Origin of the sequence: Shewanella sp. Shew256, assembly GCF_002196695.1 — a bacterium.
Taxonomy (GTDB): Bacteria; Pseudomonadota; Gammaproteobacteria; order Enterobacterales; family Shewanellaceae; genus Shewanella; species Shewanella mangrovisoli.
This window is the reverse complement of sequence record NZ_NAJR01000007.1, coordinates 1-18,417: the sequence shown is the minus strand read 5'-3', so window position 1 is coordinate 18,417 and position 18,417 is coordinate 1. Positions and strand designations below refer to the sequence as shown.

Annotated in this window: 14 protein-coding genes; all 14 read left to right on the top strand. The window is 40.7% G+C overall.

Features of this window, described 5'->3' with window-relative positions; genetic code table 11:
• Window positions 1-42 precede the first annotated feature (42 nt).
• Complete coding sequence (locus B5P39_RS14120; protein WP_088211963.1) at window positions 43-1,335, top strand: hypothetical protein; 1,293 nt, start codon at window positions 43-45, stop codon at window positions 1,333-1,335.
• Window positions 1,316-1,858, top strand: coding sequence for an acyltransferase (locus B5P39_RS14115; protein ID WP_088211962.1), 543 nt, complete (start codon window positions 1,316-1,318; stop codon window positions 1,856-1,858). The genes B5P39_RS14120 and B5P39_RS14115 overlap by 20 nt, the downstream gene beginning before the upstream one ends.
• Before the next feature lies 1 nt (window position 1,859).
• On the top strand, window positions 1,860-3,770 hold the full coding sequence (asnB, locus tag B5P39_RS14110; protein ID WP_088211961.1) for an asparagine synthase (glutamine-hydrolyzing): 1,911 nt from the start codon (window positions 1,860-1,862) through the stop codon (window positions 3,768-3,770).
• Window positions 3,757-4,845, top strand: a complete 1,089-nt coding sequence (locus tag B5P39_RS14105) for a glycosyltransferase family 4 protein (RefSeq protein WP_088211960.1) — start codon at window positions 3,757-3,759, stop codon at window positions 4,843-4,845. Before asnB ends, B5P39_RS14105 begins: the two co-directional genes overlap by 14 nt.
• Window positions 4,846-4,913: 68 nt before the next feature.
• The gene (phbB, locus tag B5P39_RS14100; protein ID WP_088211959.1) at window positions 4,914-5,651 is read left to right on the top strand and encodes an acetoacetyl-CoA reductase; all 738 of its coding nucleotides are present in this window, start codon (window positions 4,914-4,916) and stop codon (window positions 5,649-5,651) included.
• A gap of 241 nt (window positions 5,652-5,892) precedes the next feature.
• Window positions 5,893-6,948 carry a hypothetical protein gene (locus B5P39_RS14095; protein WP_088211958.1) on the top strand — a complete coding sequence of 352 codons (1,056 nt, stop codon included), beginning with the start codon at window positions 5,893-5,895 and terminating at the stop codon, window positions 6,946-6,948.
• Between the two features lie 25 nt (window positions 6,949-6,973).
• Window positions 6,974-7,822, top strand: coding sequence for an AAC(3) family N-acetyltransferase (locus B5P39_RS14090; protein ID WP_176399943.1), 849 nt, complete (start codon window positions 6,974-6,976; stop codon window positions 7,820-7,822).
• Entirely contained in the window at window positions 7,823-9,955 is a 2,133-nt protein-coding gene (locus B5P39_RS14085) for a bi-domain-containing oxidoreductase (RefSeq protein WP_088211956.1), read from the top strand.
• Window positions 9,956-9,957: 2 nt separating this feature from the next.
• Window positions 9,958-11,598 carry a heparinase II/III family protein gene (locus B5P39_RS14080; RefSeq protein WP_088211955.1) on the top strand — a complete coding sequence of 547 codons (1,641 nt, stop codon included), beginning with the start codon at window positions 9,958-9,960 and terminating at the stop codon, window positions 11,596-11,598.
• A gap of 10 nt (window positions 11,599-11,608) precedes the next feature.
• Window positions 11,609-12,781 carry a glycosyltransferase family 4 protein gene (locus B5P39_RS14075; RefSeq protein ID WP_088211954.1) on the top strand — a complete coding sequence of 391 codons (1,173 nt, stop codon included), beginning with the start codon at window positions 11,609-11,611 and terminating at the stop codon, window positions 12,779-12,781.
• A complete protein-coding gene (locus B5P39_RS14070) occupies window positions 12,774-13,730 on the top strand; it encodes a UDP-glucose 4-epimerase family protein (protein ID WP_088211953.1) in 957 nt (318 codons plus the stop codon). Before B5P39_RS14075 ends, B5P39_RS14070 begins: the two co-directional genes overlap by 8 nt.
• Window positions 13,731-13,739: 9 nt before the next feature.
• Window positions 13,740-14,288, top strand: coding sequence for a sugar transferase (locus B5P39_RS14065; RefSeq protein ID WP_088211952.1), 549 nt, complete (start codon window positions 13,740-13,742; stop codon window positions 14,286-14,288).
• Window positions 14,289-14,797: 509 nt separating this feature from the next.
• Entirely contained in the window at window positions 14,798-16,738 is a 1,941-nt protein-coding gene (locus B5P39_RS14060; protein WP_088211951.1) for a polysaccharide biosynthesis protein, read from the top strand.
• 74 nt (window positions 16,739-16,812) lie between these two features.
• Complete coding sequence (gene glmM / locus B5P39_RS14055; protein ID WP_086904671.1) at window positions 16,813-18,165, top strand: phosphoglucosamine mutase; 1,353 nt, start codon at window positions 16,813-16,815, stop codon at window positions 18,163-18,165.
• Window positions 18,166-18,417: the final 252 nt, after the last annotated feature.

Genomic DNA, 18,417 nt, shown 5'->3' with positions numbered 1-18,417 from the left:
TGTTTAAATCCCATTTTTGGGTCTCAAATAAGTACTGATACTTTGAAAATAAATGCTATTTTGTTCATTTCTATTTTTTTTATTATCTATGGCCCTGTGTTGGACACTTCACTGGGGGAAGTCGTTGATCTAAGCTTTTTCACATGCATTGTGTTAATGCTATTCGGTGCTTTAAGGAAAAGTGTTGTATTTAGTAACAGATTTATCTATCAGCTTGTTATTTTCTTACTTATTATTATGGCTCTTTGTCTAGCGAATGCAGTTCTTTTGGATACGTATGGAGTTCAGTATGCCTTAAGACCTATCTTAAGGCCTGTTAGGGTTATTCCTGTAATATTTGGAATAGCAGTTCTTTGCCACTATGTTATACATGAAAATCCTAGATTTAGCATGTACTCATTTGTATATATTATATATTTAGCCATACTGCTTCATGCTTTAATAATGACTATACAGTTCTTTAATGTTGATTTTAGAAATTTCATTTATCAGTATACAACAGCTAAATATGTATTAGAAATATATCAAGCAACAAGAATGGCTGGATTGACTGGAGCAGGTGGTGCGCAGTTATCAATAGTACAAAGTTGCGGTCTAATCTTGGGAGTTTTTCTTTTTGTTCAAACTAATTCTAGCAGCCAAAAATTTATTGTATTCCTAACTTTCCCGTTAATAATCCTGTCTGTTTTTATGGCTGGGCGAAGTGGTTTTATAACTGCTTTTCTGTTTTGCCCATTGTATCTTATTTACTTGAGCGCTTTAATTTCACTCAAAAGAGCGGTAGTTACCTCTATGGGGGTACTCGTATCTTTGTTGGCTACATTTTCATTATTGTGGTTTCTGTTTTACGATATACTATCACAGAACGTTAGTTTTGTTTCTGCATTTCAAAGAATCTTTGATTCATTCATTGCTTATAATCAGGGGGAAGGTGTAAAAGTGAACACCGTCTCTCGTTTATCAGAAATGTTTATAATTCCAGATGAATCCCTGCATCTATTGTTTGGAAAGGCTAGCTATTTGAATAACAATACGACATATGACATTGATACCGACATTGGATATTTTAGGTTGTTGTGGGGTTATGGAATACTTGGGTCTATTTTTCACTATTTGTTTTATATATTTGCTATAACAAAAATCATTTGTTGTAGCTATTTATCAAAAGCTGAAAAAAGTTTGCCAATCATTTTGCTATTTTTAATTTTATTTTTTAATAGCAAAGAGATTCTTGTATTCTCTCGAATCAATTTTCAAATAACTATGTTAGTTTTATTTTTTGCATTTTTTATAAATTGGAGTAGGAAGTCAAATTATGGCACTCATGTTTCCTAATTTTTTTTTGCTGTTAGCCAAAATTTTTCGAAGGCTAAAGATGTTACTCATCAGACCATTATTTAAAAAATATGGGAGTGGATTTGTGTTTGACCCGGATGACCATTTTTCTTACCACACTATTTCAGTCGGTAACGATGTATATATTGGTCCTGGAGCTAACTTTAGTGCATCCGTTAGCTCAATCACTCTGGGCAATAAAATTATGTTTGGTCCGAATGTCACCATAATGGGTGGCGACCACAACACTAGTATAGTCGGTGCTTATATGTATGATGTTAAGGAAAAGCTACCTGAGAATGATCTTCCTGTGGTTATAGAAGACGACGTATGGGTTGGCTGTGGCGCAATAATTTTAAAAGGTGTAACAATTGAAACGGGCGCAATTGTAGCGGCAGGTGCTTTGGTTACTAAATCTGTACCAGCTTATTCGATTGTTGGTGGTGTCCCTGCTAAAGTCATCGGAATGCGATTTACTGAAGAAGAGTTAGTTAAACACAAAATGATAATTGGGAAAAATTAGCATGTGTGGAATAGTTGGATTTGTTACTAAGGAAGGGATAGATGCTCAACGCTTTGAAAAGCAGCTTGATAATGCATTGGAAAGCATAAGCTATAGAGGACCCGATGATAAAGGAAAATACTTTCAGCAAAACATTGCTTTTGGTCAAGTTCGTCTTAGTATTTTAGATTTAAGTAGTGCAGGCCATCAGCCTATGCGTGAAAAAAATCTGAACAACGTAATTACGTATAATGGTGAAGTATATAACTTCATGGAAATCCGAGATGAGCTTATTCAGAAGGGGGTTAAATTTGAAAGCAGTACCGATACAGAGGTAATACTAAAAGGTTATAACATTTTTGGCGTTGATTTGTTTCCAAAGTTAAATGGTATGTATGCCTTCGCTATTTACGATAGTAACAAAAACAAAGTTATTATCGTCAGAGATAGATTTGGAATCAAGCCACTTCATTATCGTATTTCAAGTACAGCGGTTTATTTTGCTTCTGAGATAAAAAGTCTCGTAAATTTATCAGAAGAAGAGCTCAGACTAAATACTGATGTATTGCCACAGTGGTCTTACTATGGAAGTGTATTTGGTGAAGACACTTTTTATCAAGGTATTCAAAAACTTTTACCTGGCCACTATATGGAGATCGATTTATCATCATTAGTAACTGCCATCCACAGTTACTGGCTACCTGAGAATATTAAACCGTTTACTCACAAAAGTGCTGGTTCCCAAGAAGGGATTGTGAGAAATGTGAGAGTGCTTTTGCAAAAGGCAGTTCACCAACAACTAGTTTCTGACGTACCAGTAGGCGTTTTTCTATCTGGAGGGATTGACTCTTCAGCAATTACTGCTTTTGCCTCGCAAAAGTATGGAAGTAAATTAAAAACTTATTCCGTTGGATTTGACTTTGATAAAGGGGTAAACGAATTACCTAAAGCAAAACTTGTTGCAGAAAAGTTTGGAACAGACCATCAAGAACTCGTGATCAGTGGTTATGATCTGGCTGATACCGTTCAAAAATTGGTTGAACATCATGATTCGCCATTTTCTGATGCCGCCAATATACCGCTGTTGCTTTTAGGTGAGAAGGTAAAAGGTGATGTTAAAGTCATTTTGCAGGGGGATGGTGGTGATGAGATTTTCGCGGGGTATAAGCGATACCAAACGCTAGCAACCAAAAACTATTGGAAACCATTTTTGCCGTTTGTGCAGTTCGCTAATGCGTTAACGCCTACTAATGCAAGTCACTTTGCTAGAAAGCGTTACATTAATGCGCTGAAGAGCAAGGACGACGCAACCTTAATGGCATTGTTGTTGACCTCAGAAGATCGTGAGCTCAATCCTTGTAGGATTTTTTCTAAAAGTCTGCAAAGCAAAATAGCAAATATTGACCCTTTTGCAGAGTTTGTTAAATGTGACAGTAGATTTTCTGATAAAGACTTAGTTCAGAAAATGCTATATACAGATACACAGCTTATTCTTCCAGATATTTTTCTAGACAAAGTTGATCGTTCGACAATGGCTGCGAGTATCGAAGTTAGAGTGCCATTTTTAGAAAATGACTTAACTGAGTATGTAATGTCGTTACCTTCGTCAATAAAAGTCAAAAGAGGTCAAAAAAAGTGGCTACTAAAACAGGCGCTTAAAGGAATTGTACCAGACGAAATATTATTTGGCGCCAAAACGGGTTTTGGTGTGCCTTTCCATTATTGGTTAAAAGGAGCACTTTACGAACTGTTCAATGATTTTCTCAGCATGCTTGAGAGTCAGGGCTCAGACTTTCTCGACTATAAGGAAATTAGAACTATGATGGCTGAGCATAAAACAGGTCAACGAAATCATGGTTTTACTCTTTGGAAGACTCTTAACTTAATGATATGGCTTGTAAAAAACGAAAAAATTACTCATGAAACCCAATAAGACTATAGTATTTGTCGGTGCAAAACCGGACCTCGTAAATAATCACGCTGGAGGACAAACAACGGCGTCCTTAGGTTTGATTGAGTATGCTAAAAATAATGGAATAGACCTGAAGATCATTGACTCTGCACAAGAGAGCTTTCCTCCTCCTTCATTTAAGCAGAGATTATCGAAAGCTTTAAATAGAGTTACACAATTGATTTGCATTTTAGCAAATGAACATGTATCGGGTATTATTATTTTTAGTAGTGGAGGCTTTAGCTTCTATGAGAAATCGTTACTGGCTTTGATTTGCAAACTGTTCAAAAGAAAATCACTTTTGTTTGTGCGCTCAGGGCATTTTATGGATCAGTGTAATAGCTCTGTCATCAGAAGAACCATTGCAAAGGTGCTTTTGAAAATACCTTCTAGCATTGGTGCACAAGGTTCTAACTGGCTTGATTTTTACCAGTCATTAGGGGTGCCCAAAAACAAGGTTTCAATTATTAGAAACTGGTTACCTCCTTCGCGCTGTATCTCGACAGATATAAAAGAAGTAAGAGCTGCGGAAGAATTAACATTCTTATTTGTTGGCTGGGTTGTCAAAAGTAAAGGAATTTTTGAACTTGTTAGTGCCATTGACTCTTCTGAATGCCTTAAAAAATGTAAAGTTTTGATAGCAGGTGGCGGCGACGCTCTTGATGCTATCACCGTTTTTGTAAAAGAAAGAAACTTGCACAATGTTGAGTTGTTGGGATGGCAAAGCCACCAGGAAGTTGATGGGTTGCTAAAAAAAGCTTCCGTATTTGTGTTGCCTACGTACGCTGAAGGATTTCCAAATGCATTATTAGAAGCGATTAGTCAGGGGCTACCGGCTATTATAACACCCGTTGGCGCTATACCTGATTCTGCAATTGATGGCATAAACGCAGAGTTAATTAAACCCAAATGTGTAGAGTCATTAAGGTTGGCAATGGAAAAGTTTTATTACAATCCGGGATTGGTTGCAAAATACTCAAGTGAAAGCTCGAGAATTTCGAGGGAGTTTCACGATCGTAAGATTAACTGTGAGAAGCTTTTTAAGCTTTTTGATTAATATTTATCTTTCGCTTCCTATTAGTAACTGGGAGAGGAAGAGAATTAATTTCTCTTGGACTAATTTATATGAGCAAAAATGTTATTGTAACTGGAGCTGTAGGCGGGATTGGAACGGAAATATGTAAACGTCTTCATAATGATGGTTTTAAAGTCATTGCAGCTTATAGAACGAAAAATGTTGATGCGGCAAAATTGTGGCAAGCAAAGATGATAAAAGATGGATTTAGCATCAGCATATTTCCTGTTGACGTAGAGTGTTTCAGTTCTTGTCAGGAATTAGCAGACCTCATTAAAAAGGAATTCGGTACTATTGATATTCTAATCAATAATGCAGGGATTACTTCTGATGCAACCATGAAAAAGATAACTCAAGAGCAATGGAATAATGTGCTTCGTACAAATTTAGATTCTGTTTTTAATATGTCTAAGGCTGTATTCGCTGATATGTGTGACAACGGTTGGGGACGCATAGTGAATATTTCTTCCATCAATGGCCAAAAAGGTCAGTTTGGTCAAGTTAATTACGCTGCTGCAAAGGCAGGGATTTATGGGATTACAAAATCATTAGCGCTTGAAGGGGCAAGAAAAGGTGTTACTGTAAACTCCATATCTCCAGGATATGTTGGAACACAAATGGTAACAAGTATGCCTGGAAGTGTTATTGAGTCTATTGTAAAAGAAATTCCGGTAGGGAGATTAGGAAAGCCTGAAGAAATCGCTAATGCTGTGGCATTCTTGGTTGGAAATTACTCAGGCTTTATTACGGGGACAGACATATCTATTAATGGCGGTCAATACATGTAACCGTTTTTTTCGTCTCGCTTATGAACGATGTATGGTTGACCCTATGTATCAGAGAGAAGATTTTGGGACAATTATAAAGCTGTGGCCAAATTTAGTTGACCTCTACACCGTGAATGCTTCCTACGTTTGATGCGCTCGATGTACTGTCGGACTCTACTATCTGGATCTGCATTGCTGTTTAATTCGTGATCGTTCAGCCGTAAGCCCTGCGTATTAGCAAGATTCAATAAGGAAAAAGTCATTGAAAAGAAACATCTCACTCCAAATAACATTGGATTATGAAATATTTGGTGATGGCTCGGGTGATGTTTATAGAGAGCAGATAATACCAACTAACCATTTAATGGATATATGTGAACAATATGGCGCTAGACTGACGGTTTATTTCGAATACGGTCAATATTGGGCGTTTAATAAATACGCAGAATTAGATCCAAAGCTAAAAGTAATGAATCTAGCTATAGAAGAGCAGCTAAAAGATTTAGTGCAACGAGGACATGATGTTCAATTTCATCTACACCCTACATGGTTGGAGGCGACATTTAGCCGAGATAAAGGCTTTACTTTAAAAAAAGATATGTATGACATTACATCTCTACAATACGATCGTATTGTTGATTTATTATCACAAGGCAAGTCTTTTTTAGAGGGACTATTGAAACAGGTTGATCCTAACTATACCTGCTTTGCATTTAGAGCTGGTGCTTGGTCTGCTCAGGATTCAGGAAAGTTGGTTTCTGCATTATTAGAGGCCGGTTACAAAGTTGATAGTACTGTTGCGAAGGGAGCTCATTTAAAAAGTGACTACGGCACCTTTGATTTTAGGATTACCTCGAAAAAACCATATTGGTTTGTGGATAATAATATATGCCTAGAATCTGATGGAAATAATACAATTTTGGAACTGCCAATTTTGACAAAAAGTACTATTATGGCACCATTTTATTATTTTTCAAAAAAACGGAAATTCGTTAATTCAATTGTAACGCGATTCTATGCCACAAAGGTAACGGACCAAGGTACAAATATCATCGGCAAACTTAAGAAAATTTTGTTGAGAGATTTTGTGCTAGCTGATTTTAACTTTATGCCTTCAAACACGTTGTTTGCAATGGTTAAAGCGCGAATTAAAGAAGCCGGTTCGCATAACTTGAAGTTCCCAATAACGCTAATAGGTCATTCGAAAACTAGTTATCAAAACGATGACCTCCACCTACTATTTAGAATGTTAGAGGCTGAATATAGTGTCAGTTATGACACTGTCACTTCGTATTACTTGCAGAATATCGAGAATTAAAATGCGACTGTTTGTCAGATCTATCTTGGCTAAATTTATTAGTGAATCAACAAAAAAGAAGCTAAAAAAATGGGAGTTTAAGGCAAGGCAAAAGCTCGTTAGAACTTTACCGGAATTGACAGAGGATGATCTTCGAGAGTTACTTGAAAAACAACTTAAAATAAAAAAAGGTGATAACTTATTCGTTCATGCTTCTTTGTCGTTGCTAAATACCAAGCTTAGTTCAGAGCAAGTGTATAATATAATTAGAGATATTGTCGGGGAGAATGGCAGTATTTCAGTGCCTTGTTTTCCGAGAATGTCCTCAAAACAGTTCATGTGCTCTAATAAAAAATTCGATGTTAAATTTACTCCTTCAGGTATGGGGGAGTTTTCTGAATACGTGAGAAAAAGGAAAGATGCTATACGAAGTTTTCATCCAACTAAGTCAATTGCAAGTGTAGGTTTGTCTGCGGAAGTTCTAAGTGGACATCATGAATGCGACTACCCCTTTGGTAAAGGATCTCCTTATCACAAGTTGTTGGAGTTAAATCCAAAGGTCATAGGCATAGGGGTACCTATGAGCTATTTGTCATTTGTGCATATTGCCGAAGATATGAATCCTGAAAGCTATCCTTTACAGGTAAATGAGTCGAAAAAAATCACTAAGATGTGTGTAAATGAATATGGGGAAGATGTTTTTGTCGAGTCGTTTGTTCATGACATGAATGTTGTAGTAAAAGCAAACCCAGAAAAGTATGTGCGAAATAATTTAAATTCAGATTGTTGGGTTTTAACGCGTTGGTATTTGTCACCATTTTTTATTGTTGATGGAGCCAAGTTGACAAAGCAGATTGAAGTAGATTTTAAAAATGGAATAACGGTGTATAAATAAATGAAACAAATTCTACAGGATATGGCAAAAGGTGGCTCAACTATTGTTGAGGCACCAGCTCCGAAAGTGACTATTAATCATGTAGTTATTAATACTAGTACAACTTTAATTTCTGCTGGTACAGAGAGAATGCTAGTCGATTTTGGAAAGGCGTCATTGATTGATAAAGCCCGTCAACAACCTGAAAAAGTGAAAATGGTGCTTGAGAAAGTTCAGACTGATGGGCTTTTGATAACTGTTGATGCAGTGAGGTCTAAATTGGGCCAGCCACTTCCTTTGGGGTACTGTAACGTAGGTGTTGTAGAAGCGGTTGGTAAAGGCGCCGAGCAGTTTAAGCCAGGTGATAGAGTAGTGTCTAATGGTCCTCATGCCGATGTTGCTCGGGTTCCTAAAAACTTATGCGCAAAAATACCTGACAATGTTAGTGATGAAGCGGCTGCTTTCACGGTTGTTGCCAGTATTGGTTTGCAAGGTATCAGGCTGGTAGAGCCAACCTTAGGTGAATCAGTTGTAGTTACCGGGGTGGGCTTAATAGGTTTATTGACTGTGCAGTTGCTGCGTGCACAGGGCTGCCGGGTGTTAGCTATTGATTTTGATCAACGCAAGCTCGAACTTGCTAAGCAATTTGGTGCGGAAATTTGTAACCCCGGCGCCGGTGAAGACCCGGTTGCTGCAGGTATGGCGTTTAGCCGCGGCCATGGCGTTGATGCTGTTATTATTACCGCTTCTACTAAGTCGAATGACCCAGTGACTCAAGCAGCAAGAATGAGCCGTAAACGCGGCCGTATTGTATTGGTCGGTGTAACAGGCCTTGAATTGAACCGGGCTGATTTTTATGAAAAAGAATTAACGTTTCAAGTTTCTTGCTCTTACGGCCCTGGCCGCTATGAACCAGACTACGAGCAAAAAGGTATGGATTACCCGCTGCCTTTTGTTCGTTGGACGGAACAACGTAACTTTGAGGCTGTGCTGGATATGTTGTCAGCGGGGGCGCTTAATGTAGAAGCCTTAATTACACACCGCTTTATATTCGAGAATGCGGCGGATGCTTATGCGGTTTTAACCGATGACAAAACTGCGTTAGGTATTTTATTAAAGTACCCCAGTGAATTTAAACAACGGCACATCCGTTCTGTTAGTTTGTCACAGGCCTCATTTAACGCTGATAAGCCAACGTTAGGCTTTATTGGTGCTGGAAATTATGCCTCCCGGGTGCTTATCCCTGCATTTAAAGCCGCCGGTGCTCAGTTGCATACTATTAGTACTTCAGGTGGTATTAACAGTGTTATTCACGGTGAGAAGTCTGGTTTTGCCAATGCCTCTACTGATACGCAAGCATTACTTGAAAATACCGAGATAAATGCTGCGGTTATTGTTACACAGCACAACAGTCATGCTTATTTTACTGAACAAGCTTTACTGAACGGTAAGCACGTTTTTGTAGAAAAGCCTTTAGCGATAACCATAGATGAACTGACGAAAGTTGAAGCTGCCTATAGCCAGACAGGCGGTAAGCAACTACTAATGCTTGGTTTTAATAGACGGTTCTCGCCGCAAATACAAAAGATGAAATCGTTGCTAAATGCAGTTAAAGAGCCTAAGTCATTTATTATGACGATGAACGCCGGAGCGATTCCCGAAGATCATTGGACGCAGGATAATGCAGTCGGTGGTGGTCGTATCATAGGCGAAGCTTGTCACTTTGTAGACTTAATGCGCTACTTGGCGGGATCCGAAATAGTCTCTGTGCAGGCGCGGCGTATGGGAGACAATCCACATCAGGCGATAACGGAAGACAAGGCTGCCATTATTCTGGGTTTTGCTGACGGATCTTTTGGCACTATTCAATACTTTGCCAATGGTTCTTCAAGTTTTCCAAAAGAACGAATTGAAGTATTCACTGCTGGACGGGTGCTGCAATTGGATAACTTCCTAAAACTGAAAGGCTTTGGTTGGCCTGGCTTCTCAAAAATGAACTTGTGGCGTCAGGATAAAGGGCAAGTCACTTGCTGTCAGGCTTTCTTAGCGGCGATTAATGAAGGCAAAGAATGCCCTATTCCAGCTGAACAAGTGTTTGAAGTGGCAAGAGTGTCTATTGAAATTGCTGAACAGTTAAGAATACAACAGGGCTAAGGATGCAGCTGCTGAATAAATTTCAGCGGCTTTACCACACGGTAAGACCGCTGCGCTTTGAACAAATAGCTTATAGAATTTTCTATAAGCTATTTCCATTAAAGAACCTACCTGCCGATTCTACTTCTAGCAATGCTGCCGATTGGATTTGGGATGGACCAGAGGTGGTTGAGCCGTCTTTTTTAGGCGATAACCAGGTTTGTTTTCTGAACCTGTCTGGTCAGGTTCAGTCAGAGCAGGACTGGAATAGCCCTGCCTTTGAAAAGCTCTGGCTATATAACCTGCATTATTTCGATGACTTAAATGCCCGAGACAGTAAGCAAAGAACCGCAACACAACTTGCTCTGGTCGAGCGTTGGATTGCAGAAAATCCCGCAGTATCAGGCAATGGTTGGGAGCCTTATCCCTTATCTTTGCGGTTGGTTAACTGGATTAAGTGGTACAACAGAGTAAAACTGAATAAGCCTGAAATTGTCCACAGTATAGATCTCCAGGCAAAAGCCCTAAGTAAACAGCTTGAATACCATATTTTAGGCAATCACTTATTTGCCAATGCTAAAGCACTGGTGTTTGTTGGTTGTTTTTTGCAGGGGAAATCAGCAGCAAAATACCTTGAGTTAGGCTTAAAAATTCTTCAGCGGGAAATACCGGAGCAGTTTTTAACGGATGGTGGCCATTTTGAACTGAGTCCGATGTACCACTGTATTTTGCTATGGGATCTACTCGATTTGATTAATCTTGCTGAAATTACCGGCCGGCATGAGTTGGTTGCAAAATTACCTCAGTGGCGCAGTGTAGCTTTGAAAGCACTGAGTTGGTTAAGAGTCATGCAGCATCCTGATGGCGAGGTAAGCTTTTTTAATGACAGCGCGATGGGTATTGCAGCGACGCCCGCGCAATTGTTTAGTTATGCTGCCAGCTTAAAGTTGGAAATAGACAACCTGCCATTAGCTCAGTTGGTAACACTTCCCGTCTCTGGTTATAGCCGGGTTTCAATGGTTGAGCATAGTTTACTTTTCGATCATGCTGCCGTAGGCCCTGATTATTTGCCGGGTCATGCTCATGCTGACACCCTTAGCATAGAGTGGTCTGTTGGGCACGAACGTGTGCTTGTTAATTCCGGTACTTCAGTATACGGCATAAGTGAAGAGCGTTTGCGGCAACGCAAGACTGCAGCGCATAACACTGTTGTAATAGACAATACTGATTCATCAGAAGTTTGGAGCGGTTTTCGGGTAGCTCGCCGCGCGTATGCAACGCTTATACAAACACAAGCTACTGATGACAATGTAATGTTGCTTGCCTCGCATGATGGTTATAAAAGGCTGGCAGGTAACGTTAGGCATTTACGCGAAGTGAAAGCGAGTGATAAAAAAATCACAGTTCTAGATAAACTACTGGGTAAGTTTATTTGCGCTAATGTGCATTGGCACTTGCATCCGTCAGTCAAGGTTGAGCAAATATCTGAAAATGAGCTAGGTCTTTTGCTTAATAGTGGTAAACGCTTAAAGGTAGAATGTGACGTTCCGTTGAGAGTGCAGCCTTCAACCTGGCACCCTGGTTTTGGTGAAACAATCAATTCGAATAAAATAGTTGCAGATTTTAGTGCAGACTCAGTGAAAATTACCTTTTCTATAATCTAGGAAATCCATATTGAAAATTTTAGTTTTGTCTTTTTACTATGAACCGGATTTATGTGCTGGCTCGTTTCGATGTACAGCTTTAATTGAACAATTAAAAAAGCATTCTGGTATCGAACTGGAGGTTATTACAACGCTTCCGAATAGGTATGCTACATTCTCTGCGTCTGCACTTCAGCATGAAATTAAGGATGGAGTTGAAATTCACCGCGTTGCGTTGCCATCACATAAAAGCGGAATGTTAGATCAAATCAAAGCCTTCACTACATTTTACCTCCAGGCTATGAAACTGACACGCGACAAGAACTATGATTTAGTTTTTGCTACCTCGTCGCGTTTATTTACTGCATTTCTTGGGGGAAGAATATCGTCGTCTAAGAAGTTGCCCTTGTATCTAGATATTAGAGATATCTTTGTTGACACGATAAAAGATGTATTACCCAGTAAAATTACCTGGCTGGCAAAACCGATATTCTCTTGGATTGAGTCTTACGCTTTTGATCGTGCTAAACGTATTAATTTAGTTTCCAAAGGTTTTGCCGACTATTTTTCCAGTCGTTATCCTAAGGCTGAATACCGATGGTTTACCAATGGTATTGATAATGAATTTCTGGCTGTTGCTCCACAATCTTCGGTGGTTTCTGAAGTTTCAGGTCCGGTGACTGTACTTTATGCCGGCAATATAGGCGAAGGGCAAGGGTTACATACTATATTGCCTGCATTAGCAAATCGTCTGGCAGGAAAAGCCAGGTTCAGAGTAATTGGCGATGGTGGGCGTAAAGCTATTCTCCAGCAGCATTTGGCGGATATCTCTAACGTTGAGTTATTACCCCCAGTCAGCCGCAATGAATTAATTCGTGAATATCAAAACGCTGATATTTTATTTTTACATTTAAACGACTATCCTGCATTTAAAAAAGTGCTACCGTCAAAAATATTTGAGTACGCGGCGTTAGGTAAGCCCGTGTGGGCGGGTGTTGCAGGGTATGCGGCAGATTTTTTGAATGAAGAGGTAAGTAACTCCTCTGTTTTTTACCCCGGGAATGATGAAGAAGCCTATCGCGCTTTTGATGCTCTGGAGCTAGGGGTCAGTCCCAGAACTACATTCATAACCAAGTTCTCCCGTGAACAAATCATGGCAGAGATGGCTAAAGACATAGTGAGTTTGGTGAGGCAAGATGCTTGATAAAACAATACTTCTGACAGGTGCAACAGGTTTTGTTGGTCATGCTGTAGCGTCCGATTTACATACTAGAGAGCTGCGCTTGTTGAGTAGAAAAGACCCTCAACTAGCTCAGTGTAAATTTTGTCAGGCAGAGATAGATAAAAATTCAAATTATTCATCTTACTTGCAGAATGTAGATGTTGTTATACATGCTGCAGCTAGGGTACATGTTATGAATGACCATTCATCAAATCCGTTAAGTGACTTCCGTGAAGTTAATACAGCGGGAACCATGAATCTTGCTAGACAGTCAGTAGAAGCTGGTGTAAAAAGATTTATTTTTGTAAGTTCCATTAAAGTTAATGGTGAATCAACTGAGATAGGTAAACCTTTTACTGAAAGTGATGACAGATGCCCAAAAGACTTTTATGGACAATCCAAATCTGAAGCTGAAGTACAATTATTAGAGCTAGCTAAACGTACTGGATTAGAAGTCGTCATCATTCGACCTACATTGGTTTACGGACCAGGGGTTAAGGCTAATTTTGCTTCACTACTGAAATTAGTCTCAAAAGGTTTACCGTTGCCTTTCGGCAGTATTAAGGATAATAAACGTAGCCTGGTTTCAGTAAACAATCTTGTCGATTTAATTGTTACCTGTATTGATCATCCAAATGCCGTAAACCAAGTATTTTTAGTTTCTGATGACCATGATGTATCTACAGCCTCAATGGTAAAGCATATGTCACAAGCACTTGGGAAGTCGAGTAGATTACTCCCCGTCCCCTTGTGGTGTTATCGCTTAGTTGGCAAGTTAACTGGAAAGACTGATGTGGTTGATAGATTATTAGGCTCCCTGCAAGTTGATATTACGCATACCAAGAACACGCTAGGTTGGGCTCCACCGCAAACGCTTGAACAAGGTTTTAAAGAGACTGCAGAAGCTTTTCTTCTTAATAAAAATAAATAGAGTTTTTAAATGATCCGTCTAATCGATTTTTTAGCAGCCTTCTTTGGTTTGCTTGTACTTTGGCCAATATTATTCATCGTCACCATTATCGGTTTGTTTGATACTGGCTCACCAATTTTTATTCAAACTCGAGTAGGTAAGCATAAAAAGCCATTTAAGCTAATTAAGTTTCGTACTATGAGCAAGGATACTGCATCGGTTGCGAGTCATCTTGCAAGCAATGCTGCTATCACTAAGTTTGGCGGTTTTTTGCGCAAGACTAAAATAGATGAATTACCACAACTGATTAACGTCCTAAAAGGTGAGATGAGTTTGGTTGGCCCAAGGCCTAACTTATTTAACCAAGAAGAGTTGATAGTCGAGCGTGATGCCTTAGGGGTATATGATGTGTTACCTGGTGTAACTGGGTTGGCGCAAGTGCAAAATATTGATATGTCCACGCCTAAATTGCTTGCGCAAACGGACAAGCGAATGATCGAAACCTTAACCTTAGGTCGTTATTTTAAGTACATCCTGATGACGGCTACTGGTAGTGGTAGTGGCGATGCAGTAAAGTAGCCCTATTAATCCTATCTATTAATACTATCTATTTGTGCTTTAACGCTAGGCGGTTGTTTTGTAACGTTTAGCGTTTTTGGGATCTGTCTCAAATTTGATGAACGGCCGAAAAAACTGTCTCAGGGCTGTTTTGTGCAGCGATGTGTTCTGCCATGTTGCGCCGATTTCGGAGCCTATTTTCGCCGCGAGCTCTATGAGTCAGTCAGTCGGTGGCTGGTGCGTTGAGCGGTGTTTTTAGGTGGCAGGATCTGGTTGTGGTTTACTCGCGAAGGATGCATCCTTCCCTGCTTGGTTTGCGTAGCCAAAATGTTGAGTGTGGTAACGCTACATTCGACCCTTTTTAAGAAATGAATGTGGTGAACTGTTGAATACCTCTCAGACGGTGCCACGGTGTTGCATCTTAAATCCTATCAGGGTGCTATAATGCGGCTCCCTGATGTATCGGGCGGTGTCGTGTACACGACAGTGTTATTGGTTAACTTATGAAGAAAATGTCATTGGAGCAAAAGATGGAATTTTTGCAGTTTTTATTTTCGTTAAAACGGTCACAAAAGCGTGTGGTCAGTGTCGCTATTGACTCTGTTTTTCTGCTGTTTGCCTTTTGGTTTGCGTTATTGGTGCGTTTAGACTCTGTTGAAGTATTACTCAAGGCCCAATATTGGGGGCTAATAGCATTAACAATACCCATTAGTATTGCTGGTTTTGTGCGGTTGGGGCTGTATCGCGCAGTGCTGCGTTATATCGGCTCGCAAGCGTTTACTGCTATCGTTGCGGGTGTAGTTATTTCTACCATAGCCCTTGTTTTACTAGCCTATTATGGCGGTGTTGATTTACCTCGTACCGTTCCCTTTATTTATGCTGCCTTTGCGCTAGTGTTTGTTGGCGGCGCGCGCTCGCTTATGCGGTCTTTAGTTGGTGCGGGTATGAATCGTCGTGGTGAACCTGTGATAATTTATGGTGCCGGTGTGAGCGGCCGCCAAACGGCAATTGCGCTAGCGCAAAGCCATGAATATCATCCAATTGCTTTTGTTGATGATGATGAATCGTTGCAAGGTACTGTGATCCAGGGCCTACATGTGCATGCACCACAGGAATTACGTAAGTTAATCAAACAAAAAGCCACTGCACGAGTATTGTTAGCGATGCCAAGTGCCTCACGCTCTCGCAGGCAAGAGATTATCAATCAGCTTGAGCCGCTTACGGTAAAAGTGATGACCTTACCCGCTATGGCAGATCTTGTTAGTGGGGATAAATTATTTAGTGATGTAAAAGAAGTAGAAATCGAAGATTTACTGGGCCGTGATTCTGTTGCACCTAGACAAAACCTATTGTCCGCTAACATCAAAAATAAAGTGGTGATGGTGACAGGAGCAGGGGGCTCGATTGGCTCTGAATTATGTCGGCAGATTTTAAAGCAGTCACCTAAAAAGCTAGTGCTATTTGAGTTATCAGAATTTGCACTTTACTCCATTGAACGTGAGCTTTCTGCTACTGCCCATGATTTGGGTATTGATATTGAAATTTTGCCCATGATGGGGTCTGTACAACGTGAAAATCGTGTACAAGCGGTAATGCAAGCCTTTAATGTACAAACTCTTTACCACGCAGCAGCCTACAAACACGTGCCTTTGGTTGAGCATAATGTGGTTGAAGGTGTTCGCAACAACGTATTTGGTACCTTGTATACCGCTAGAGCCGCAATTGCAGCAAAAGTTGAAACCTTTGTTTTGGTTTCTACCGATAAAGCCGTGCGCCCCACTAATATTATGGGTACCACTAAACGTATGGCCGAACTGGCATTGCAGGCGCTATCTAAAGAGTCGCAACAAACACGTTTTTGTATGGTACGTTTTGGTAATGTGCTTGGCTCTTCAGGCTCAGTTGTGCCTTTGTTCCGTAAACAGATTGCTAATGGTGGCCCTGTTACTGTAACTCATCCTGAAATCACCCGCTTTTTTATGACCATTCCCGAAGCATCTCAGCTGGTTATTCAAGCAGGGGCAATGGGTAAGGGTGGCGATGTGTTTGTGCTTGATATGGGCAAGTCAGTCAAAATTGTTGATCTGGCGGCTAAAATGATCCGTCTCAGTGGTTTTGAGGTTAAAGATGAAGATCATCCACATGGCGATATTGCCATTGAGTTTAGTGGCCTACGCCCTGGTGAAAAACTCTATGAAGAATTGCTGATTGGTGATGATGTAACAGGGACAGACCATGAGCGTATTATGACGGCTCATGAGATATTTCTGCCCTGGACCCAATTAGAGCAAATTCTTAATCGTTTAGATAAAGCTTGCCATGAGTTTAACCATGAGGCGATCCGTGAAATTTTGCTCTCGGCCCCGACGGGGTTTGCACCAACAGATGGTATTTGCGATTTAGTCTGGCAACAAAAGAAATCGTCTAAACCTATTGATGTTAAAGCTAAAGTAGTTAATTTGGTTTCTTAGTTTAAGTCATTTTTAAAAAGCCAAATCAGGTTTGATTTGGCTTTTTTCGTTTATGAGGTTTTTAAGGATGCAGTATGTCTAGGAAGTATTTTGGTACCGATGGTGTGCGTGGCAAGGTGGGTACATTCCCTATAACGCCTGATTTTGCGATGAAGTTAGGTTGGGCGGCTGGCACTGTGCTGGCGTCCACTGGCACTAAAGAAGTGTTGATTGGTAAAGATACCCGTATTAGTGGCTATATGCTTGAGTCGGCAATGGAGGCGGGCTTTTCGGCGGCGGGTGTGAATGTGGCGTTGATTGGCCCAATGCCAACACCTGCGGTGGCGTATTTGGCGTCGACGTTTCGCGCCGATGCGGGGGTGGTGATCAGTGCCTCCCACAATCCTTATTACGACAATGGGATTAAGTTTTTTTCAAACGCTGGCACTAAGTTAAATGATGCGCAGGAGCTTGAAATTGAAGCCTTGTTAGAGCAGGCACTGCAGCATAATGCGATGCAGTGTGTGGCTTCTGAAAAACTCGGTAAGGTTCGCCGTATTGATGATGCCGCAGGCCGTTATATTGAGTTTTGTAAGGGAACCTTCCCGAATCATTTAAGCTTGGCGGGATTAAAGATTGTTGTCGATAGTGCCCATGGTGCTGCCTACCATATTGCCCCGAATGTGTATCGCGAGTTAGGGGCCGAGGTGATTAGCATTAATGACAAACCCAACGGCGTGAACATTAACGATCATTGTGGCGCAACACATTTAGATAGCTTGCAATCTGCGGTGATGATCAATGAAGCGGATTTAGGTATTGCGCTCGATGGTGATGCCGACCGAGTCATGTTTGTTGATCATAATGGCCATGTGGTTGATGGCGATGAGATCTTGTTTATTTTGGCACAAGCAGCATATCAAAAAGGCGAAATGCAGGGCGGGGTGGTTGGTACGCTCATGTCAAATCTCGGATTAGAACTGGCACTCAAACAAATGGATATTCCTTTTGTGCGTGCAAAGGTGGGCGACCGTTATGTGGTTGAACAGCTCAAACAAACGGGTTGGCAACTGGGCGGCGAAGGCTCTGGGCATATTTTGAGTTTGCAGCATGCTTCAACTGGCGATGGCATTGTGGCATCTTTGCAGGTACTTAAAGCCATTTTAGAGTCAGGCAAACGTTTAGCCGAACTTAAAGCGGGCATGACAAAGTTGCCACAGGTACTTATTAATGTGCGTTTATCATCTGGCAGTGCCGATAGCATTTTGGCTAAAGACAGTGTTAAACAAGCTGTGCTAACCGCTGAGGAAGTTTTAGAAGATAAAGGGCGAGTATTATTACGTAAATCTGGCACTGAACCCTTAATTCGAGTGATGGTTGAATCCACGGACATTGCCTTGACCCAACAACAAGCTGAATATATCGCACAGGCAGTCAAAGCGGCATAAGCGAGGAGCGAGAATTTAGGACGGCCTTCGGCCGCAAGACTCTAGGGCGTTGCTTCGCAACTGCTAGAACGCAGCAAAAAGCGCTGCTGCTAGGAGGCCTTCGGCCCTAGGACGCTCGCAAGCTCCGGTGTTTTTCAAGGTAGTTGTCACTCTTTGCTTAAATATTAAGCTGCATTTATTACCCCTTCTATTGGTGCTTTATCTGGGTTTAGGGTCACGGGCCCAACTGCCTCACAATTTCTCACGTCTTTA